A 19,529-nucleotide genomic window follows, 5' to 3' on the forward strand; every position below is an offset into this window, starting at 1 on the left:
CGGGCGCTCTGCGGCTCCGACGGAGAGGCCGGCCTCGATGACGCAACGGGTGTTGAACGCCGCCATGATAGCCGGCTCGCGCGCGAGCCGGCTGCTGGCGGCCGACCGCACCCGACGTCCTGCCAATGTCCGTCAGAAGTTCGTCCGATATCTGCCGGTCGCGCTGCTAGCAATGCTGTTGCAGGTGTTGGCGCCAGTGGCGGCGTCCGCCCTGACGGCAGCGACGATCGTGACGGTCGATCCGTTCGGCGGGACGGCGATCTGCCATGCCGAGACGGATGCGGCGCCCTCTAATGGTGATACCGACCGCGCTGCCTGCGGCCTTGACTGCGTCATGTGCTGCGTGCTGCACGCCGCTGCGGCGCTCGATGCGTCGCCGGCGCCATTCGATGCGGCTCCGCTGCGTCTGACGGCGTCCATCGTCTGGACTGCGCGCGAGCTCCGCCTCGTTCATCTCCTCGCCCGGGCACAGGCGCAACCAAGAGGACCCCCGTTCCTCTCCTGAGCACAGAACTCGTCGTCGGCGCCGCAGCAGCGCGCCGATCCGTTTTGAACCAGGAAGACCGGCCGTGTAGAGCCGGCATCGGGGAAGTCAAACATGTTCCGTCGTCATGCCCTGGGTGGCGTGAGCGTGGTCGCCTTGCAGCTCATGCTGCTGCAACCGGCCACGATCGCGCGCGCCGAGACCGAGAAGGAATTGCCGTCCGTCACCGTCGACGCGCCGCGTGCAGCACCACAACGGACCGTGCGCAAGCCGGTTGTGCAGGCCGCCTCCGTCCGCCCCCGCGCGCCGAAGCCGGCCGGCGCATCCGTGGCCGGCAGCTCCGGGCCGGGAGGAGCGGTGTCCGACCCAGCCTCGGCTGTCGGCGCCGCCCGCAACCAGCTCAGCCAGTCGCCGTCCGGCCAGACCGCAACCACCATCGACCGCAGCCGCTACGATGACCGGCCTGCGTTTTCCGTCGGCGACATCCTGCGCGAAAGCCCCGGTGTTTCGCTCAAGCAGGGCAACGGACCGCGCGATCTCGGCATCTCGATCCGAGGCTCCAACGCCCGCAACGGCTTCGGCATCCGCAACATCGCGCTGTTCGAGGATGGCTTTCCCGTCACGCAGCCGGACGGGCTGTCGCGCAGCGACCTGATCGATCCCCACGCCTATGGCGCGGTCGACGTCATCCGCGGCCCGTCCTCGGCGCTCTACGGCAACTATGCGACCGGAGGCGCCATCAACTTCCGCACCCGTCCGGGCGGCAGCATCGACGGCGCGGAGATCGGCAGCGAGGGCGGCAGCTTCGGCTATCTCAGCAACTACATGACCTTCGGCAAGAAGGTCGGCAATTTCGAGGGCTCGTTGTTCACTAGCGACGTCCGCGGCGACGGCTATCTCGGCAACGGCTGGTTCAACACCCAGACGGTCAACTTCCTCGGCACCTACAAGGCGACGCCGGATGACCGCTTCACGGTCAAGATCATCAACAACGACCTGTTTACGCGGCTGCCGATTCGATACACGCTGAGCCAGTACTATCAGAACCCATATCAGCAGGGCTGCACCACGAGAACGTCTATGGCGGCCGGCTGCGCGACCGTCGGGCTCAACAAGAACGGAATCAATACGCTCGGTGGGGTTGATCAGGAGACCGCGTTGCAGGCGGGGCTCGGCCGCAACGATCGACGCACGATCGTCGGCGGCCGCTGGGAGCACGACTTCGACAACGACACGACCTGGCGCAACCAGTTCGTGTTCGACGACCGCAACATCAGCCAGCCGACAGGATCGACCAGCGCGATCGGCGACTATCCGTCCTACAACTACATGAGCGACATCACCAAGAGGGGAGAGATCTTCGGGCTGGAATCGACCGCCTTCTTCGGCGCGTTCTACAACACGCTGACCGCGTCCGGAGATACGCGCTTCGTCGTGCCCGGCGGCAACGCAGCGCTCGGCGGCCTCTCGGCCAACACCTGGAGCGAGACCACCAACTACGGCCTGCGAGCCCGCGAGGAGCTCAAGTTGACGTCGGCACTGACGGGGGTGGCCGGTCTCGGCTGGGAGCGCACCCATCTGCGCGGCGTGAACACCGCCTACACCTACGGCGCGACGGCAACGACGACCACGATCACGACGGCGGACCGGCAGTTCGACAATCTCGCCCCCGAGCTGGCACTGCTCTACAGGGTGAATAGCGACTGGCTGCTGCGAGCTCGCGTCGCCACCGGGTACGGCACGCCGCAGGTCTCCAACCTGTTCGTGCTGCCGACCGGCGATTTCGGCAACAACACGCAGCTGAAGTCGCAGACCAATCTGGGCTACGACGTGGGGTTCGACTGGACGCCGAACCGGTCTCTGACCCTCAGCGCAACGGGCTTCTACGAGTTCTTCCGCAACGAGATCGTCACCCAGGCCGTCACAGGGACGCAGAACACGTCCTACACCTTCAACGCACCGCGTTCGGAGCATCGCGGCGTCGAATTGGCGGCCGATTGGCGGGTCCTGCCGGGCTGGCGGTTCACCGCTGCCTACACCTACCTCGACCAAGTCTACACCGAGTATTCTGAGAACCTTGTGAACGGCAGCAACCTGTTCGGCTTCAACCGCGCCGGCAACAAGATTCCCGGCATCTCGCCGAACGAGCTGACCGCGCGGCTCGGATACGATCACGACAGCGGGCGGTTCGCGGGACTTGGTGCGTTCGTCGAGGTCCAGTGGAAGGACTCGTTCTATATGGACAATGCGAATTTGCTGAAGGCGCCGGGCTACGAGCTCGTCAATCTGAACGTTCACTACAAGACCGAGCTTGCCTCTGACACGTTCAAGTCGATGAACGTCTTCTTCGAAGTCCGCAATGTGTTCGACCGCACCTACATCGCCTCCGCGAACAATCTGCAGAATACGGTGACGGGCGCCGGCGTGCAGGGACTGGCAGGCACGGGAACGATCTACGCCGGCTCGCCGCGCGCGTTCCTGGCCGGGATGAAGGTGGCATTCCGATGAGGACCGAAATGACAAGGATCGCACGGCTTCGGAGCGGGCTCGTCGGGCTGGCGATCGCCATGCTTTGTCCGCTCACCGCCCGAGCCCAGATGGCCCACCAGCACGGATCCGAGGCGGCATGCGAGGGCACCGAGCTCCGATGCGCCACCAAGGTGACGCCATTCTTCGCTGAAGACGGCAAGCTCTGGCTCGTCTGGATGGCCGGAGGACGGGTGTCGGTGGCGAGCTCGACCGACGGCGGGAAAACGTATTCCGCCGCCGCGCCGGTCACCGAGCAGCAGCTCAATCTCGACTGGGGGCCCGATGCCCGGCCGAAGCTGGTGGTCGATCGCAAAGGCGTTATAGCGGTGGCGTTCTCGATCTTCCGCGACCAGGCGTTCAACGGGCAGGTGCTGTACTCCAGGTCGGAGGATGGCGGCAAGAGCTTCGCGGCGCCCCGTCCGATCACGTCGAACAACGAAAGCCAGCGCTTCGAGGCGCTGGCGCTGGACCAGGATGGCACCGTCTTCGTGGCGTGGCTCGACAAGCGCAACCGGGTGCCGGCCAAGGCCGCAGGGCGCTCGTACGAGGGTGCGGCATTGTACTTCTCCTCGTCGCGCGATGGCGGCGCCACCTATGCCGAAGCGACGCTGGCCCAGGACAACACCTGCGAATGTTGCCGGCTCGGCGTTGCCTTCGCGGGGCCGGGACGTCCGGTGGTGATGTTCCGCAACATCTTCGAAGGCAGCGTGCGCGACCACGCCGTGATCACGTTCAGCGACCTCGGCACCCCCGGCGAGGTCTACCGGGTCAGCACCGATGATTGGCAGATCAAGGCCTGCCCGCATCAGGGTCCGAGCCTGACCGTGGCGCCGACCGGCACCTATCATGTCGCCTGGTTCACCAGCGGCAAGGTTCGCAAGGGGCTGTTCTACGCGCATTCGCGCGACGGCGGCCGGACGTTCTCGGAACCGATGGCGATCGGCCAGGCCGACCGCAATCCGACGCGACCATATATGCTCGCGACCCAGGACACCACGACGCTGGTGTGGAAGGAGTTCGATGGCGAGCGCACCACGGTGATGGTGATGCAATCCCGTGACGATGGCGAGACGTGGTCGAAGCCGCGCGCGCTTGCCAGCACGGACAATGCGTCGGATCATCCGCTCCTGGTCGCCCATGGCAGGCAGATCTTCCTGTCCTGGATGACCAAGTCGGACGGCTATCGGTTGCAGCCGATCGGAGATGAATCATGACACGCGCATTCGCCGCCCTTGCGATCTTTGGCCTCGTCGCCTTGACGGCGTCGAGCACCGCAGCTCCACCGTCGCTGAAGCCGTTCGAGCGCGGCACCTGGCGCGAGGTGCTGCGGGCCCATGCGGGTCGTCCGACACTGATCCATTTCTGGGGCGTCACCTGCGGCCCCTGCAAGATCGAGCTGCCGCAGCTCGGCAAGTTCATGTCCGATCATCCCGAGATCGACGTGGTCACCGTCAGCGCCGACCTGGTGCCGAATCTGGATGCTGCGACCCAGGCCATGCTGGACAAGGCCGGTCTCACCACGGCGGAGAACTTCATCTTCAGCGACGGTTTCGTCGAGCGGCTGCGGTTCGAGATCGATCCCGCCTGGCAGGGCGACATTCCGCGCACGATGCTCGTGACCCGTGACGGCGCCGTCGAAACGATCGAGGGCAGCGCCGAGATCAGCGATCTCGACAAATGGTCCGCGGAACAGGTGCGGCGGCAATAGGGCGCCCGAGATCAAGGACCCTGCCGGCCGCGACCATCGCGACCGGCGGCAAGACGGCGTTGCGGCGTGTTCATCCTCCGCATCAGCCCAGCGAGTAAAATGATTGGGAATCCGGTCGCTTAGCCGCTTTTTCTCAAACCCAGTCTTGTGTTTTGCCGTCCGATCCGCTTTGACTGCGCCAGCCCGAACCGAATCCTGAAGGCTTGGCCCATGCGTCTGTCGCGGTTTTTCCTGCCCATTCTGAAAGAAAATCCGAAGGAAGCCGAGATCGTCTCGCATCGTCTGATGCTGCGCGCGGGCATGCTGCGGCAGGAGGCGGCCGGCATCTATGCCTGGCTGCCGCTGGGCTTCAAGGTGCTGAAGAAGATCGAGCAGATCGTGCGCGAGGAGCAGAACCGCGCCGGTGCGCTGGAACTGCTGATGCCGACGCTGCAGCTCGCCGATCTCTGGCGCGAGAGCGGCCGCTACGACGCCTATGGGCCGGAGATGCTGCGCATCAGCGACCGCCACAAGCGTGAGTTGCTGTACGGGCCGACCAACGAGGAAATGATCACGGAAATCTTCCGTGCCTATGTGAAGTCCTACCGCAATTTGCCGCTCAATCTCTATCATATCCAATGGAAATTCCGCGACGAGCAGCGTCCGCGCTTCGGCGTGATGCGCGGCCGCGAGTTCCTGATGAAGGACGCCTATTCGTTCGATCTCGACGAGGCCGGCGCGCGGCGTGCCTACAACAAGATGTTCGTCGCCTACTTGCGCACCTTCGCGCGGATGGGCCTGAAGGGCATCCCGATGCGCGCCGAGACCGGTCCAATCGGCGGCGATCTCAGCCATGAATTCATCGTGCTCGCTGAGACCGGTGAATCCGGCGTCTACTGCGACCGTGACGTGCTCGACCTGCCGATCCCGCCGGCCTCCGTCGACTATGACGGCGACCTGACCCCGATCATCAAGCAATGGACCTCGCTCTATGCGGCGACCGAGGACGTCCATGACGCGGCCCGCTTCGAGGCCGAGGTGCCGGCCGAGCGGCGGGTCCATACCCGCGGCATCGAGGTCGGCCAGATCTTCTATTTCGGCACCAAATATTCCGAGCCGATGAAGGCCCTGGTCGCCGGCCCCGAGGGGGCGGAGGTCACCGTCCACGGTGGCTCCTATGGCGTCGGCGTGTCACGGCTGGCTGGTGCGATCATCGAGGCCTGTCACGACGAGGCCGGCATCAAATGGCCGGAGGAGGTCGCCCCGTTCCGCGCCGTCATCCTCAACCTGAAGCAGGGCGGCTCCGACACCGATGCCGCTTGCGAGCAGCTCTATCGCGATCTGCTCGCCAAGGGGGTCGACGTGCTCTACGACGACACCGAGCAGCGCGCCGGCGGCAAGTTCGCCACGGCGGACCTGATCGGCATCCCCTGGCAGATCATGGTCGGACCCAAGAGCCTTGCCGAAGGCAAGGTCGAGGTGAAGACTCGCAGCGACGGCGCCCGCCAGATGATGTCCCCGGCGGACGTCGTGGCACGGCTCGGCGGCGGGACATCGGCTGGCTGAGGCGCTCGTTCGATCATCGGATTATCCACCGGGGCTGCCCGCCCCTACAGGCCAATCCGGCCACATTCGGCCCGAATCATGGGATGATCGCACAATGGATGACGCCATGACCGAACCGGTGCAGACCACCACTCCCTTCGCTCCCTTCGAGTGGATGCTGTCGGGGCGCTATCTGCGTGCGCGCCGCAGGGAGGGGTTCATCTCCGTGATCGCGGGGTTCTCCTTCCTCGGCATCATGCTGGGCGTCGCAACCCTGATCATCGTGATGGCGGTGATGAACGGCTTCCGCAAGGAGCTGCTCGACAAGATCCTCGGCCTGAACGGGCATCTGCTGGTGCAGCCGCTGGAGTCGCCGCTCACCGACTGGAAGGACGTCTCCGACCGGATCGCGCAGGTGCAGGGCATCCGCCTCGCCGCGCCGGTGGTCGACGGACAAGGTCTCGGCTCGTCGCCCTTCAATGCGTCCGGTGTGTTCATCCGCGGCATTCGCGCGCAGGACCTCACGAACCTGACGTCGATTGCCAAGAACATCAAGCAGGGCTCGCTGGAAGGTTTCGACGAAGGCCAGGGCGTCGCGATCGGCCGCCGGCTCGCGGACCAATTGTCGCTGCACGCCGGCGACAGCATCACCCTGGTCGCCCCGAAGGGCGCGGTGACGCCGATGGGCACCACGCCGCGCATCAAGCCCTACAAGATCGCGGCGGTGTTCGAGATCGGGATGTCCGAGTACGACGCCAGCTTCGTCTTCATGCCGCTGGCCGAAGCGCAGGCCTATTTCAACCGCAACAACGACGTCACCGCGATCGAGATCTTCACCAGCAATCCCGACAAGGTGGAGGAGTTTCGCAAGACGGTGACCGAAGCGGCCGGCCGACCGATTTTTCTCGTCGACTGGCGCCAGCGCAACTCGACCTTCTTCAATGCGCTGCAGGTCGAGCGTAACGTGATGTTCCTGATCCTGACCTTGATCGTGCTGGTCGCCGCGCTCAACATCGTTTCGGGACTGATCATGCTGGTCAAGGACAAGGGCCAGGACATCGCCGTGCTGCGCACCATGGGGGCTTCGCAGGGGGCGATCATGCGGATATTCCTGATCACCGGCGCCTCGATCGGGGTGGTCGGCACGCTCACCGGATTTGTCGTCGGCCTCCTGATCTCGATGAACATCGATTCGATCAGGAAGTTTCTGTCCTGGCTGACGAGCACCGATCTGTTTCCCAATGAGCTCTATTTCCTGTCGAAGCTGCCGGCTGAGATCGATGCCGGCGAGACTGCGGCCGTTCTGATCATGGCCTTGACCCTGTCTTTCCTGGCTACGCTGTATCCATCCTGGCGCGCGGCCCGATTAGACCCGGTCGAAGCGCTTCGCTACGAGTGAGGCGCTGATGGAAGAGCAGGGGGCCGAGGATGTGCCCGTCGTTTATCTCCACGAGATCAAGCGGCGGTACATGCAGGGCGAGCAGCAGCTGACCATTCTCGACGGGGCCAAGCTGGCGCTGTGGGCCGGGCAATCCGTGGCGCTGGTGGCGCCGTCCGGCTCGGGCAAGTCGACATTGCTGCATATCGCGGGCCTCCTGGAGAGCCCCGACGAGGGCGAGGTCTATGTCGGGGGCGTGCCGACGTCGCAGCTCACCGACATCGAGCGCACCCAGATGCGCAGGACCGACATCGGTTTCGTCTACCAGTCGCACCGGCTGCTGCCGGAGTTTACGGCGCTGGAGAACGTGATGCTGCCGCAGATGATCCGCGGCTTGAAACGGTCCGAGACGGTGAAGCGGGCGACCGAGATCCTGGCCTATCTCGGCCTCGGCGAGCGGATCAAGCACCGCCCGGCCGAACTCTCCGGCGGCGAGCAGCAACGCGTCGCGATCGCGCGTGCGGTCGCCAATGCGCCGCGTGCGCTGCTGGCGGACGAGCCGACCGGCAATCTCGATCCTGCCACCGCCGATCACGTCTTTCACGCGCTGATGCAACTCGTGAAGGCCACGCGGGTCGCGATGCTGATCGCGACCCACAACATGGAGCTGGCCGGCCGCATGGACCGGCGCGTCTCCATCGTCGGCGGCAAGGTCGTCGAGCTGGATTGAGTCAGGTCGCAGTCAGGGCCTGATCACCGTCATCTGGAATGGCTCGCGATGAGCGGCGGCGTGGGCGACCGCGTCGTTGGCATGATCGAGGTCGAAACAGGTGGGCTCGAACTGCGCGAGCTCGAGCAGCCCGGCCCGGATCAGCGCGACCATCCTGACCGCAGCATCCGGCGGATACATCCAGACGCCGTGGATCGTGATGCAGTCGCGCATGATCCATGGATAGGGCAGCTCGAGCCCCGCTCCGCCCAGCATCCCGACGCCGCCCATCAGCACCACGCGCCCATAGGGACGCACGGTCATCACGGCTGATCGCACGACCCCGGCCGAGACCGACGGCGGCATGATGTCGAGCACGCAGTCGATCGGACGCGGCGACGCGCGCTTCATGCGTGCGGTGTCCTCGCTCTCGTCGCCGGAGAGTCTGACCGGGTGGACGCGGGGGCCGAACCGGCGCTTCAGCTCCGCCAGCATGGCCTCGTTGCGGCCGGGGGCGACGACCGCAGCGGCGCCCATGGCGAGCGCCACCGCAACCGCGGCGCTGCCGAACCGGCCGGTGGCGCCGCTGACCAGGACGGTCTCGCCCGCCTGCAGATGGGCGGCAAGAAAGCCGCCATAGGGCACGAGCAGGGTGCCGAGCGCGCACCACCGTGCCGCGTCGTTAGCGTCGATGGCCCCGATCGGCTTGGCGTTCTCCGTCGGCACGCGCATGCGCTCGGCAAACGAGCCGTGCCGGAAATGCTGTTGCAGCTTCAGCCCGCCCGGTCCGCGCGCGCTCAGGCCCTGCAGGGTGATGTCAGGGGCGAGGGCTGTGTCACGCGAGCGCACGGTTGGATCGCAGTACACCCAGTCGCCGATCGCGAGATGCGTCGCATCGGGGCCGAGGGCGCTGATCCGGCCGATGCCCCCGGTCCCCGGGATGACCGGCAGGTCCAGCAGGTACTTCCGCTCGCCGCTGAAAACCTCGTTGGCATAGGACAGCACGCCGGCCGCGGCGACGTCGACGATGACCTCGCCGGTGCCGAGCACGGGGTCTTCGACACGCTCGATCTCGAGCGGCGATCCAAATCGTTTGAGTACGGCGGCCTTCATGGTGCTTCTCCATTTCGCGATGGCGAGGCTGCAGCCTGCCGGTCTATGCTCCGCGCAGGAAGGCCTGGTATTATCCTGGGATTGGGCAAGCCCAGGCTGGCAAGCCGCCTCGAAAGCGAACCATGAGGGATCCAGCGCATGAGTGATCAGCGCCATGCCGAGCTCGGCAACTTCCTGCGCTCGCGGCGCGAGAAGCTGACGCCGCAGGCGGTCGGACTCGCGACCGGGCGGCGGCGACGCACCGCAGGGCTGCGGCGGGAGGAAGTGGCCGAGCTCGCTGGCATCGGCGTCGACTGGTACATCCGAATCGAGCAGGGCCGGGCGGTGAAGCCGTCCTCCTCGACCATCGATGCGCTGGCGCGCGCCCTGCGCCTGAGCCGAACCGAGCATGCTCATCTCAAGGCGCTGGTGCGCGATCCCACGCGCAAGCCGTTCGTGCGCGAGCAGGTGCCGGTCCGGCTGCGCGAGCTCGTGCAGAGTCTGAACCAGCCGGCCTACATCTCCGGACGACGATGGGATGTGCTGGCCTGGAATGCCGCGGCGGACGAGATCTTCGGCTTCTCGCAACTCGCCGACGACGAGCGCAACACGCTGGTGCTGATGCTTTGCAAGCCCGGCGTGCGCCGGCTGTTCGGCGTGCAATGGAAGGAGCTGGCGCAACGCATGGTCGCGCAGTTTCGCGCGACCTATGATCTGTGGGCGGGCGATCCCGCCTTCGTCGATCTGATCGCGCGGCTGCGGCACGGCAGCCGCGAGTTCGACGGTCTGTGGGCGGCGCACGACATCAACCCGCTTGCTGCGGGCGAGAAGCTGCTCGAGCATCCGAAGAAGGGCCGCGTGAGGCTGCGATACGCGACGTTCCAGTCCAACGACGATCCCGCGCTGAAGCTGGCGATCTACTACACGTGATGATGACGAGCGCGCGTTCGGCATCGCCCGGCAGGCATCATACAATCGACTGCTTTGCGGATGATGATGCTACGCATTCGCAGGACCCATCGTGCTGCCCCGAAGAATCCACGACTGGGACGCCAGAAGGTTCGTTACGTGACCGGGAGTTTCCCGATCACGATTTTGCCGTCGCTCGTATTGTGGCCATGGATGGACGACGGCCACGACTCCTCCATACATCTTATTAGTTGTTTGTTCATGTTGCCGGCAAAGCCTTTGAAAACAGGCCTTTGCACCCAATCCCATAAAAGCCGGAAAGAATGGTTCTGATCTGCACATCGGTTGATGTCGGCGGAGCGAATGCGGGTGGCATAGTCGCTTCGTCGCGCTGCATGTTTTTCGCACGGAACCAGGGGGCCTGGGGACTTTGGGACAGAAGCTACGGAGTTCGATGATGAAGACGCTTTTCGGCGCAACGGTGGGGCTCGGCGCAATCGCCGCGGCGACGTCTGCATTCGCAGCTGATCTTCCAATGAAGAAGGGGCCGTACACCAAGGCGCCGCCCGCCGTCGTGGCGACGGTGTATGACTGGAGCGGCTTCTATGTCGGCTTCAACGCCGGCGGAGGTTCCAGCCGGGATTGCTGGAATCTGGTTTCGAACGCCGGTGTGGCGGTGAACCCGGCAGCCAACCGCGAAGGCTGCTCCGGGGGCGGCGGCGCGGCCGTCGGCGGCCAGGTCGGCTACCGCTATCAGATGGCCAACTGGGTGTTCGGCGTCGAGGCGCAGGGCGACTGGGCCAACTTCAAGGGCACGAATCGCAACCTGATTCTTCCCAATGTCAGCGACCGTTCACGCACCAACGGCTTCGGCCTGTTCACCGGCCAGGTCGGCTATGCCTTCGACAACATTCTCGGCTATATCAAGGGCGGTGCCGCGGTCGTCGGCGATCGCTACGACACCTTCACCACGGGCACCAACGTGATGCTCGATCGCGCCAACACGACGCGGTGGGGCGGTACGATCGGTGCCGGCCTCGAATATGGCTTTGCGCCGAACTGGTCGGTCGGCGTCGAGTACGACCACATCTTCTTGGGCAACAAGAACCTGAACTTCGTCGCCGCGGCCGGCGCGCCCGCGATGACTCATCGCATCAAGCAGGATGTCGACATCGGGCTCGTGAAGCTGAACTACAAGTTCGGCCCGGGTTTCGGGATGATGCGCTGACGCAACGTCACCCTCGATTGCTCCGGTTCGTCGAAGCCGCGGCTTCGACGAACCTTCGATGGTACAGCCTGAGACGGCAGCTCGCTGCGTCGAAGGCGGGGACGGGTCAGTCCTCTTCGAACACGAATGGGTTGGGGAACGGCGCGTAGGGATTCGGCGCCGGCGGACGCGGCCTGATCCGCTGCCTGTGCGGATACGGATAGGGTGTCGCGCGCGGGTCATTGCTCACACCGGCGAAATAGGGGTTCGCGATGCAGTTCAGCAGGCGTCCCGACGCCGTCGCCTGGCATTGCGCGTAAGTGTCGAAGGTGCAGTGGCTCAAGCCCGGAAACTCATCTCCCTGCAGACAGAACGCATGCCTGACACCGACGGCGTGAGCCGGCGCATGGGTTGCGACCACGAGGCCGGCTGCAGCCAGGGCCGCAAATAAAACCTCACGCATCAACGATCTCCCTTCATCCCTTGATGACCAGAACGCGCGCGCTTCATGGCGAAGCACCGGCGCGACGGCCCTCACGCGTGTGTAGTCGGTCGGCCCTCGATTGCAAGCTGGAAAGTTCCATCAACACACTGTGATTAAAGATTAATTCCCAACATGTCTCGCGGCCTTTCAGCAGCGAGCTGTGACCGAGCGGCTACAGCAATTGTGGCGCAGATCGGTAAGAGGTGCGGCTGGCCTGGGGGCCAAATGAGACGAGACTGGACCTGTGATGAAGAAACTTCTGTTGACGACGACGGCGCTCGTGGTGCTGGCCTCGCCGGCGCTTGCCGCGGATCTCGCTGCGCGTCCCTACACGAAGGCACCGCCGCCGGTGATGGCTGCGATCTATGACTGGAGCGGCTTTTACATCGGCGTGAACGGTGGCGGCGGCTGGAGCGAGAACACCTGGGATCTGGTCGGCGGCGGCCGCGAGGGTTCGCATGATGCATCCGGCGGCACCGTCGGTGGCCAGGTCGGCTATCGCTGGCAGATGGGCCAGATCGTGTTCGGCGTCGAGGCGCAGGGCAACTGGGCCGACCTCACCGGCGACAATCAGAGCGCGCTGTTCGGAACGCGTAACCGTACCAAGACCGATGCGTTCGGCCTGTTCACCGGCCAGGTCGGCTACGCCATCAACAACGTGCTGCTCTACGCCAAGGGCGGCGCGGCCGTGACCAGCAACAAGTACACGATCACCAATGCGGCGACCGGCGCGTTCCTCGCCTCAAACGACGACACGCGCTGGGGCGGCGTGGTCGGTGCCGGCGTCGAATACGGCTTTGCGCCGAACTGGTCGCTGGGCGTCGAGTACGACCATCTGTTCATGGACCGCCAGACCGTCAGCTTCGGCGCGCTCGGCTCCGACAGCATCAAGCAGGACGTCGATCTGTTCACCGCCCGCCTGAACTACCGCTTCGGCGGCCCGGTCGCGACGCGGTACTGAGTCGGTCCTCGCCCGATCGGTGAATTGCACAGCCCCGGCGTTCGCGCCGGGGCTTTTTGTTTGCGGAGGCGGGTTAACCATTTGCTGTGCCGGTGCGGCGATGAGCCGATCAGCGCGCTTGACCTGAGAACAGAAAAGGAACATTGTTCTTCATATGTTCTGACTCAGGGAGGTCCCGATGCTGAAGGTTTTCGTTCAAGAAGCCGCCGCGCTGGCGTCGATCACGCTGTTCGTCGGCATGATCGCGCTCTGGGCGCAAATCATTCCACAGCTTTAGTTTTCCGAGCGCGTTGGCTGGGGACAAGGCAGGCGAGGGCGCCGGACTTACCGATGGGCCTCCGATATGATGCGGGGGCGAGTCGGTCGGAGGATAGGGCATGGCGCGGGGGGCAGGATCCCGAGCGAGCCCCGAAGCCGGCCCGATCCCTTGATCTCGGAAAAGCCCAGGTATCAGCAAGGCGAGCATGTCCAGCGCCGGATTCGTCCATCTCCACGTTCACTCCGCCTATTCGCTGCTGAAGGGCTCGATCAAGATCGCCAAGCTCGGCGAGCTCGCCAAGTCCGATCGCCAGCCGGCGCTGGCGCTGACCGACACCGACAACATGTTCGGTGCGCTCGAATTCTCCGACAAGATGGCGAGCTACGGCATCCAGCCGATCGCCGGCTGCGAGCTCGCCATCGATTTCGGCGACATGGACCCTAACGCCCGCAATGCCGGCGCGGCCGCGCAGCCCTCGCGAATCGTCCTGCTCGCCGCACGCGAGGAGGGCTACCGCCACCTGATGCGGCTGAACTCGCGCGCCTTCCTGGACACGCCGACGCACCAGGCCCCGCACATCAAGTTCGAGTGGCTGAACGAGGGCGTCGATGGTCTGATTGCGCTCACCGGCGGGCCCGATGGGCCGATCTCGCTCGCGATCCAGCACGACATGGCGGCACTTGCGACGCAGCGCTGCGAGCGGCTGGCGAGCCTGTTCGGCGACCGCCTCTACATCGAGCTGCAGCGCCACGGCGTCGACCGCGAGCGCCGCGTCGAGGGCGGCCTGATCGACATCGCCTATGGCAAGGGCCTGCCGCTGGTGGCGACCAACGAGCCGTATTTCGCGACCGCCGACGACTACGAGGCGCATGATGCGCTGCTGTGCATCGCCGGCGGCCACCTGATCGCCGACACCGAGCGCGTGCAGTTGACGCCCGACCACCGTTTCAAGACCCGCGCCGAGATGGCGGTGCTGTTCGCCGACCTGCCGGAGGCGCTGGCCTCGACGGTCGAGATCGCCGAGCGCTGCTCGTACCGGCCGCGCACGCGCAAGCCGATCCTGCCGTTCTTTACGGTCGGCGCCGGCAGCGGCGATGCCGTGGACGCCGCCAGCGCCGAGGCCGCCGAGCTCAAACGCCAGGCGGAGGAAGGCCTGGAGCGGCGCCTCAAGGTGCACGGCATGGCGCCGGGCATGACCGAGGAGGACTATCAGAAGCGGCTCGCCTTCGAGCTCGACGTCATCATGCGCATGAAGTACGCGGGCTACTTCCTGATCGTGTCGGACTTCATCAAATGGGCCAAGGCGCACGGCATCCCGGTGGGACCGGGCCGCGGCTCCGGCGCCGGCTCGCTGGTCGCCTGGGTGCTGACCATCACCGACCTCGATCCGATGCGCTTTGCGCTGCTGTTCGAGCGCTTCCTCAATCCCGAGCGCGTGTCGATGCCGGACTTCGACATCGACTTCTGCCAGGACCGCCGCGGCGAGGTGATCTCCTACGTCCAGCAACGCTACGGCCGCGACCAGGTGGCGCAGATCATCACCTTCGGTACCTTGCAGGCGCGCGGCGTGCTGCGCGACGTCGGCCGCGTGCTGCAGATGCCCTATGGTCAGGTCGACAAGCTCACCAAGCTGGTGCCGCAGAATCCGGCCGCGCCGGTGACGCTCGCCGCCGCGATCGAGGGCGAGCCCAAGCTGCAGGCGTTCCGCGACGAGGATCCCGTCGTGGCGCGCGCCTTCGACATCGCGATGCGCCTCGAAGGCCTGACGCGCCACGCATCGACCCACGCCGCGGGCATCGTGATCGGCGACCGGCCGCTGAGCGAGCTGGTGCCGATGTATCGCGATCCGAAATCGGACATGCCGGTCACCCAGTTCAACATGAAATGGGTGGAGCCGGCCGGCCTCGTCAAGTTCGACTTCCTCGGCCTGAAGACGCTGACCGTGCTCGACGTCGCCGTGAAGCTGCTGAAGCAGCGCGACATCCACGTCGATCTCGCGACCTTGCCGATCGACGATGCGCCGAGCTACCAGATGCTCGCCCGCGGCGACGTGGTCGGCGTGTTCCAGGTTGAAAGTCAGGGCATGCGGCGGGCGCTGATCGACATGCGCCCCGACCGGTTCGAGGACATCATCGCGCTGGTCGCGCTGTATCGCCCGGGCCCGATGGCCAACATCCCGACCTACTGCGCCCGCAAGCACGGCGAGGAGGAGTCGGAATATCTACACCCGATTCTGGAGCCGATCCTGAAGGAGACCTTCGGCGTCATCATCTACCAGGAGCAGGTGATGCAGGTCGCGCAGCAGATGTCCGGCTACTCGCTCGGCGAAGCCGATCTCCTGCGGCGCGCCATGGGCAAGAAGATCCGCGCCGAGATGGACAAGCAGCGCGTCCGCTTCGTCGAAGGTGCCGTCAAGAACGGCGTGCCGAAGGACCAGGCCGACACGATCTTCGACCTCTTGGCCAAATTCGCCGACTACGGCTTCAACAAGTCGCACGCGGCCGCCTACGCGCTGGTGTCCTACCACACCGCCTACATGAAGGCGCATTATCCGGTGGAGTTCATCGCGGCGTCGATGACGCTCGATCTCAACAACACCGACAAGCTCTCGGAATTTCGTACCGAGGCGCAGCGTCTGGGGATCAAGGTCGAGCCACCGTCGATCAACCGCTCCGGTCCGACCTTCGAGGTCAGCGGCAACACCATCTTCTACGCGCTCGCCGCCTTGAAGGGCGTCGGCCCGCAGGCGATCGAGATGATCGTCGAGGCCCGCAACAAGGGGGGGCCGTTCACCTCGCTCGCCGACTTCGCCTCCCGCGTCAGTCCGCGCGCGATCAACAAGCGCATCATCGAGACCCTGGCCGCCGCCGGCGCCTTCGACGGGCTCGACAAGAACCGCGCGCGCGTGTTCGCCGGCGCTGATGCCATCGTTGCCGCCTGCCAGCGCGCCAACGAGGCTGCCACCTCCGGCCAGAACGACATGTTCGGCAACGCCGCCGATGCGCCGGCGATCATCCTGCCGAACATCGAGAACTGGCTGCCGGCCGAGCGTCTACGGCGCGAATATGATGCGATCGGCTTCTTCCTGTCGGGCCATCCGCTCGACGACTACGCGGCGGCGCTGAAGCGGCTGCGGGTGCAGAGCTGGGCCGAGTTCTCGCGCGCGGTGAAGACCGGCGCGACCGCGGGTAAGGTCGCCGCCACCGTGGTATCGCGCATGGAGCGGCGCACCAAGACCGGCAACAAGATGGGCATCATGGGCCTGTCGGATCCGACCGGGCATTTCGAGGCCGTGCTGTTCTCGGAGGGGCTTGCACAATATCGCGACGTGCTCGAGCCCGGCGCGGCCGTGCTGCTGCAGCTCGGCGCCGAGCTGCAGGGCGAGGATGTCCGCGCCCGCGTGCTGCATGCCGAACCGCTCGACGATGCCGCCGCCAAGACCCAGCGCGGCCTGCGCATCTTCCTGCGCGACACCAAGCCGCTCGACTCCATCGTCAAGCGCCTGCAGGGGCCGGAAGGTGCCGCGGCCAATGGCAATGGAGCGATCGCCAAGGGTGCGGCGCCCCCCTTGGCGCCCCGCACGGCAGCAGGCGAGGGCGAGGTATCGCTGGTGATGATGCTGGACCTCGAAACCGAGGTCGAGATGAAGCTGCCGGGGCGCTTCAAGGTTTCGCCACAAATCGCAGGTGCCATCAAGGCGGTGACCGGCGTGGTCGACGTGCAGCAGCTCTAAAGGCGATCGTTCCGCTGGAGCGGCTGCGTCCGGCGATCTTGCCGGTCGAACGGGGACGAGGAACAAAAAAGCTGCGCGTGGGCTGTACGGACATGCCTCCGTTCAACCGCGGTTCAGCCATTCTCCCGCTGAATCCGCGGCGGGTGCCTCGAAGGGGCTTGAACCATGCGCTTGGCCAAGATCACCGCGAAGATCGTCCTGAGTGTTTCGCTCTGCCTGCTCGCCTGGGCGGCCCTGCCGCGGCCTGCCGCAGCGCAGCAGCCCGGTGCCGAAAAGCGTATCGCCTTGGTGATCGGCAACGGGGCCTATGCCAAGGGCCCGCTGGCGTCGGCGGCCAACGATGCCGGCCTGATCGCGCAGACGCTGCAGGCCGCGGGCTTCGACGTGGTCGGCGCGCGCGATCTCGATGCAGACACGTTGCGCAAGAGCTTTCGTGATTTCATTCACAAGGCCCAGTCAGCCGACAACAACACCGTCGCGATGGTCTATCTCGCCGGCTACGGCATGCAGCTCGCCGGCGAGAACTACTTTCTTCCCGTCGACGCCAACATCGGCAGTGACGTCGACATTCCGACCGAGGGGCTGCGCCTCAGCGACTACATCCGCCAGCTTGCGGCGACGCCGGTGAAGGCCAGCGTCGTGGTGCTCGATGCCGCCCGCCAGCAGCCCTTCATCGCCAGCGGTCCGGCGATCGCCGGCGGCCTGGCGCTGGTCGAGCCCGATGCCAACATGCTGATCGCGTTCAATGCCGCGCCGGGCACGATCGCGCCGAACGAGACCGGCGCCTACGGCGTCTACGCGCGCTCGCTCGCCGAGATGATCCGCACCGGCGGGCTGTCGCTGCCGGAGGTGTTCGACCGGCTGCGGCTGCGCGTCAATGAGGAGACCAAGGGCGCGCAGGTGCCCTGGGACGCGCAGAAGATCCAGGCCGCCTTCACCTTCTTCGAGCGGGCGCCCGACGCCCCCGCCACGTCGGATTCGCCGGAGCAGAGCGCGGCGCTGCGCTCGCGCCCGATCCGCGAGCTGCCGGTGCAGGAGGCCTATGCCGCCGCGCTCGAGCGCGACACGCTGCAGGGCTATGAGGACTTCATCGCCGCCTATCCGAGCGACCCGCTGGCGCGGCGCGTGCGCGCCCTCGTCGCCGCACGCCGCGAGGCGCTGACCTGGCGGCGGACGTTCCGCACCGACAGTCCGGAAGCCTATTGGTCCTACCTGAAGCGCTATCCCTATGGCGCGCATGCCGAGGACGCCCGGCGGCGGCTGGCGATGTTGTCCGCGCCGCCCGCGCCGCCGCCGACCTTCGCGATGATCGACTATGACGTGCCGCCGCCGCCGCTCGACGAGGTGATCTATGTCGAACGCCCGGTGCTGATGTTCTCGGATCCCGAATTCGATTTCGTGCCGCCGCCCCCGCCGCCGGTCTACATCCTGCCGCCGCCTCCGCCGGATTTCGTGGAGCTGCCGCCGCCATTCGCCCCGGTGGGCCTGTTCATCCTGCCGCGGCCGGTGTTCGTGCCGATCCCGGTCTATGTCCGGCCGCCGGCCTTCGTTGCGCCGCCGCCGAACAACATCATCTACCAGAACATCCACAACACGACCGTCATCAACACCGTGATCAATCGTCCGGCGCCGCCGGCCGGACCGATCACTGCAGGCCCCGCGGCGGTGCCGACGCCGGCCGTGGCGGTGGCACCGGCCCTGCCGCCGGCTGTCGTGCAGCGCGCCACGCTGATCCAGCAGGGCAAGGTCCCGCCGCCGGGAGGACCGCTCGTCAATCCCGCACTCCGGCCCGGTGCGGCACCGGCCATTCAGGCCAACGCTCCGCCGGGTGGACCCTCGCCCGCCATGACAGGACCAGGGCAGGGGCATGCCAACGTCAATCCGCTGCCGGTGCCCGGTCGCGGTGGTCCGCCGGTGCCACCATCGGTTCAGACTCCTGGTCTGCGCCAGCCGGCACCGGCATCGCCCTCTGGCGCGCTGCCACCGCCCGCGCGCCAGGATCTGCGCGCGAACCGCACGCCGCCGGGCGCCGTCATGCCGCAGCCGGCAAGGCCATCGGCGATGCCGTCCCGTCCGGTCATGCCGTCAGCCGCTCCGCGCGGGCCTGAGGTGAGCCCGCGCATTCAGCAGGCGACGCCACCGCAGATCCAGCGCCGCCCGCCGCCACCACCGGCGACGGCGCGTCTGAGTCCGCCGCCGGCGCCGCCACGACCGCCGGTTGCACCGATGGTTCGGGCGGCTCCGCCACCTCGGCCGGCGCCACCGCCGCCGCAAGTCATGCGTCCGTCCGCTCCGCCACCAATGGCGCGCCCTGCGCCTCCGCCGCAGATGGCGCGTCCCAGTCCGCCGCCGATGGCCGCCGTGGCCCGGCCGGCGCCGCCACCGCCGCCGATGGCACGGCCCGCGGCGCCGCCGCCACGTCCGGCGGCCCCGCCGCCGCCGGGCAAGAGATGTCCGCCGAACGTTCCGCATTGCTGAGCCGCCGCGCGTTGGCCTGACGCCGGCGCGGTTGCAACATCGGCCTGTTTTCGATATGGGCGGACCGCCGGACT

Annotated in this window: 14 protein-coding genes; 12 read left to right on the forward strand and 2 right to left on the reverse strand. The window is 66.3% G+C overall.

Annotated elements, in window-relative coordinates:
• The first annotated feature begins 37 nt into the window (after nucleotides 1–37).
• From ACQR1D_RS16200 to ACQR1D_RS16230, 7 genes are all read left to right on the forward strand, one after another.
• Nucleotides 38–505, forward strand: coding sequence for a DUF2946 family protein (locus ACQR1D_RS16200; RefSeq protein ID WP_434840126.1), 468 nt, complete (start codon nucleotides 38–40; stop codon nucleotides 503–505).
• A gap of 93 nt (nucleotides 506–598) precedes the next feature.
• Nucleotides 599–2,992, forward strand: coding sequence for a TonB-dependent receptor family protein (locus ACQR1D_RS16205; protein WP_315799715.1), 2,394 nt, complete (start codon nucleotides 599–601; stop codon nucleotides 2,990–2,992).
• A gap of 8 nt (nucleotides 2,993–3,000) precedes the next feature.
• Nucleotides 3,001–4,227: a sialidase family protein gene (locus tag ACQR1D_RS16210; protein ID WP_315799716.1), complete on the forward strand. Its 1,227-nt coding sequence runs from the start codon at nucleotides 3,001–3,003 to the stop codon at nucleotides 4,225–4,227.
• Nucleotides 4,224–4,721 carry a TlpA family protein disulfide reductase gene (locus ACQR1D_RS16215; protein WP_434840125.1) on the forward strand — a complete coding sequence of 166 codons (498 nt, stop codon included), beginning with the start codon at nucleotides 4,224–4,226 and terminating at the stop codon, nucleotides 4,719–4,721. The genes ACQR1D_RS16210 and ACQR1D_RS16215 overlap by 4 nt, the downstream gene beginning before the upstream one ends.
• Nucleotides 4,722–4,931: 210 nt before the next feature.
• Nucleotides 4,932–6,266 carry a proline--tRNA ligase gene (proS, locus tag ACQR1D_RS16220; protein WP_316181326.1) on the forward strand — a complete coding sequence of 445 codons (1,335 nt, stop codon included), beginning with the start codon at nucleotides 4,932–4,934 and terminating at the stop codon, nucleotides 6,264–6,266.
• Nucleotides 6,267–6,360: 94 nt separating this feature from the next.
• Complete coding sequence (locus tag ACQR1D_RS16225; protein ID WP_316181325.1) at nucleotides 6,361–7,644, forward strand: lipoprotein-releasing ABC transporter permease subunit; 1,284 nt, start codon at nucleotides 6,361–6,363, stop codon at nucleotides 7,642–7,644.
• A 7-nt stretch (nucleotides 7,645–7,651) separates the two neighbouring features.
• Entirely contained in the window at nucleotides 7,652–8,353 is a 702-nt protein-coding gene (locus ACQR1D_RS16230) for an ABC transporter ATP-binding protein (RefSeq protein ID WP_316181324.1), read from the forward strand.
• A gap of 12 nt (nucleotides 8,354–8,365) precedes the next feature.
• Here the strand turns inward: ACQR1D_RS16230 and ACQR1D_RS16235 are convergent, their stop codons facing one another.
• The gene (locus tag ACQR1D_RS16235; RefSeq protein WP_316181322.1) at nucleotides 8,366–9,445 is read right to left on the reverse strand and encodes a zinc-binding alcohol dehydrogenase family protein; all 1,080 of its coding nucleotides are present in this window, start codon (nucleotides 9,443–9,445) and stop codon (nucleotides 8,366–8,368) included.
• Nucleotides 9,446–9,583: 138 nt separating this feature from the next.
• On the opposite strand from ACQR1D_RS16235, the gene ACQR1D_RS16240 reads away from it, so the two are divergent.
• Nucleotides 9,584–10,354: a helix-turn-helix transcriptional regulator gene (locus ACQR1D_RS16240; RefSeq protein ID WP_316181321.1), complete on the forward strand. Its 771-nt coding sequence runs from the start codon at nucleotides 9,584–9,586 to the stop codon at nucleotides 10,352–10,354.
• A gap of 433 nt (nucleotides 10,355–10,787) precedes the next feature.
• A complete protein-coding gene (locus tag ACQR1D_RS16245; RefSeq protein WP_315711586.1) occupies nucleotides 10,788–11,561 on the forward strand; it encodes an outer membrane protein in 774 nt (257 codons plus the stop codon).
• Between the two features lie 106 nt (nucleotides 11,562–11,667).
• Here the strand turns inward: ACQR1D_RS16245 and ACQR1D_RS16250 are convergent, their stop codons facing one another.
• Nucleotides 11,668–12,003 (reverse strand): DUF3551 domain-containing protein, encoded by a 336-nt coding sequence (locus ACQR1D_RS16250; RefSeq protein WP_315711587.1) that lies wholly within the window; start codon nucleotides 12,001–12,003, stop codon nucleotides 11,668–11,670.
• 268 nt (nucleotides 12,004–12,271) lie between these two features.
• Between ACQR1D_RS16250 and ACQR1D_RS16255 the strand changes: the two genes are divergently transcribed.
• From ACQR1D_RS16255 to ACQR1D_RS16265, 3 genes are all read left to right on the forward strand, one after another.
• Nucleotides 12,272–12,985, forward strand: coding sequence for an outer membrane protein (locus ACQR1D_RS16255; protein ID WP_315711588.1), 714 nt, complete (start codon nucleotides 12,272–12,274; stop codon nucleotides 12,983–12,985).
• 464 nt (nucleotides 12,986–13,449) lie between these two features.
• Nucleotides 13,450–16,977 (forward strand): DNA polymerase III subunit alpha, encoded by a 3,528-nt coding sequence (gene dnaE, locus ACQR1D_RS16260; protein ID WP_434840124.1) that lies wholly within the window; start codon nucleotides 13,450–13,452, stop codon nucleotides 16,975–16,977.
• 165 nt (nucleotides 16,978–17,142) lie between these two features.
• Nucleotides 17,143–19,455, forward strand: a complete 2,313-nt coding sequence (locus tag ACQR1D_RS16265; protein WP_434840123.1) for a caspase family protein — start codon at nucleotides 17,143–17,145, stop codon at nucleotides 19,453–19,455.
• Nucleotides 19,456–19,529 lie beyond the last annotated feature (74 nt).

Origin of the sequence: Bradyrhizobium sp. HKCCYLRH2047, assembly GCF_051168175.1 — a bacterium.
Classification (GTDB): Bacteria; Pseudomonadota; Alphaproteobacteria; order Rhizobiales; family Xanthobacteraceae; genus Bradyrhizobium.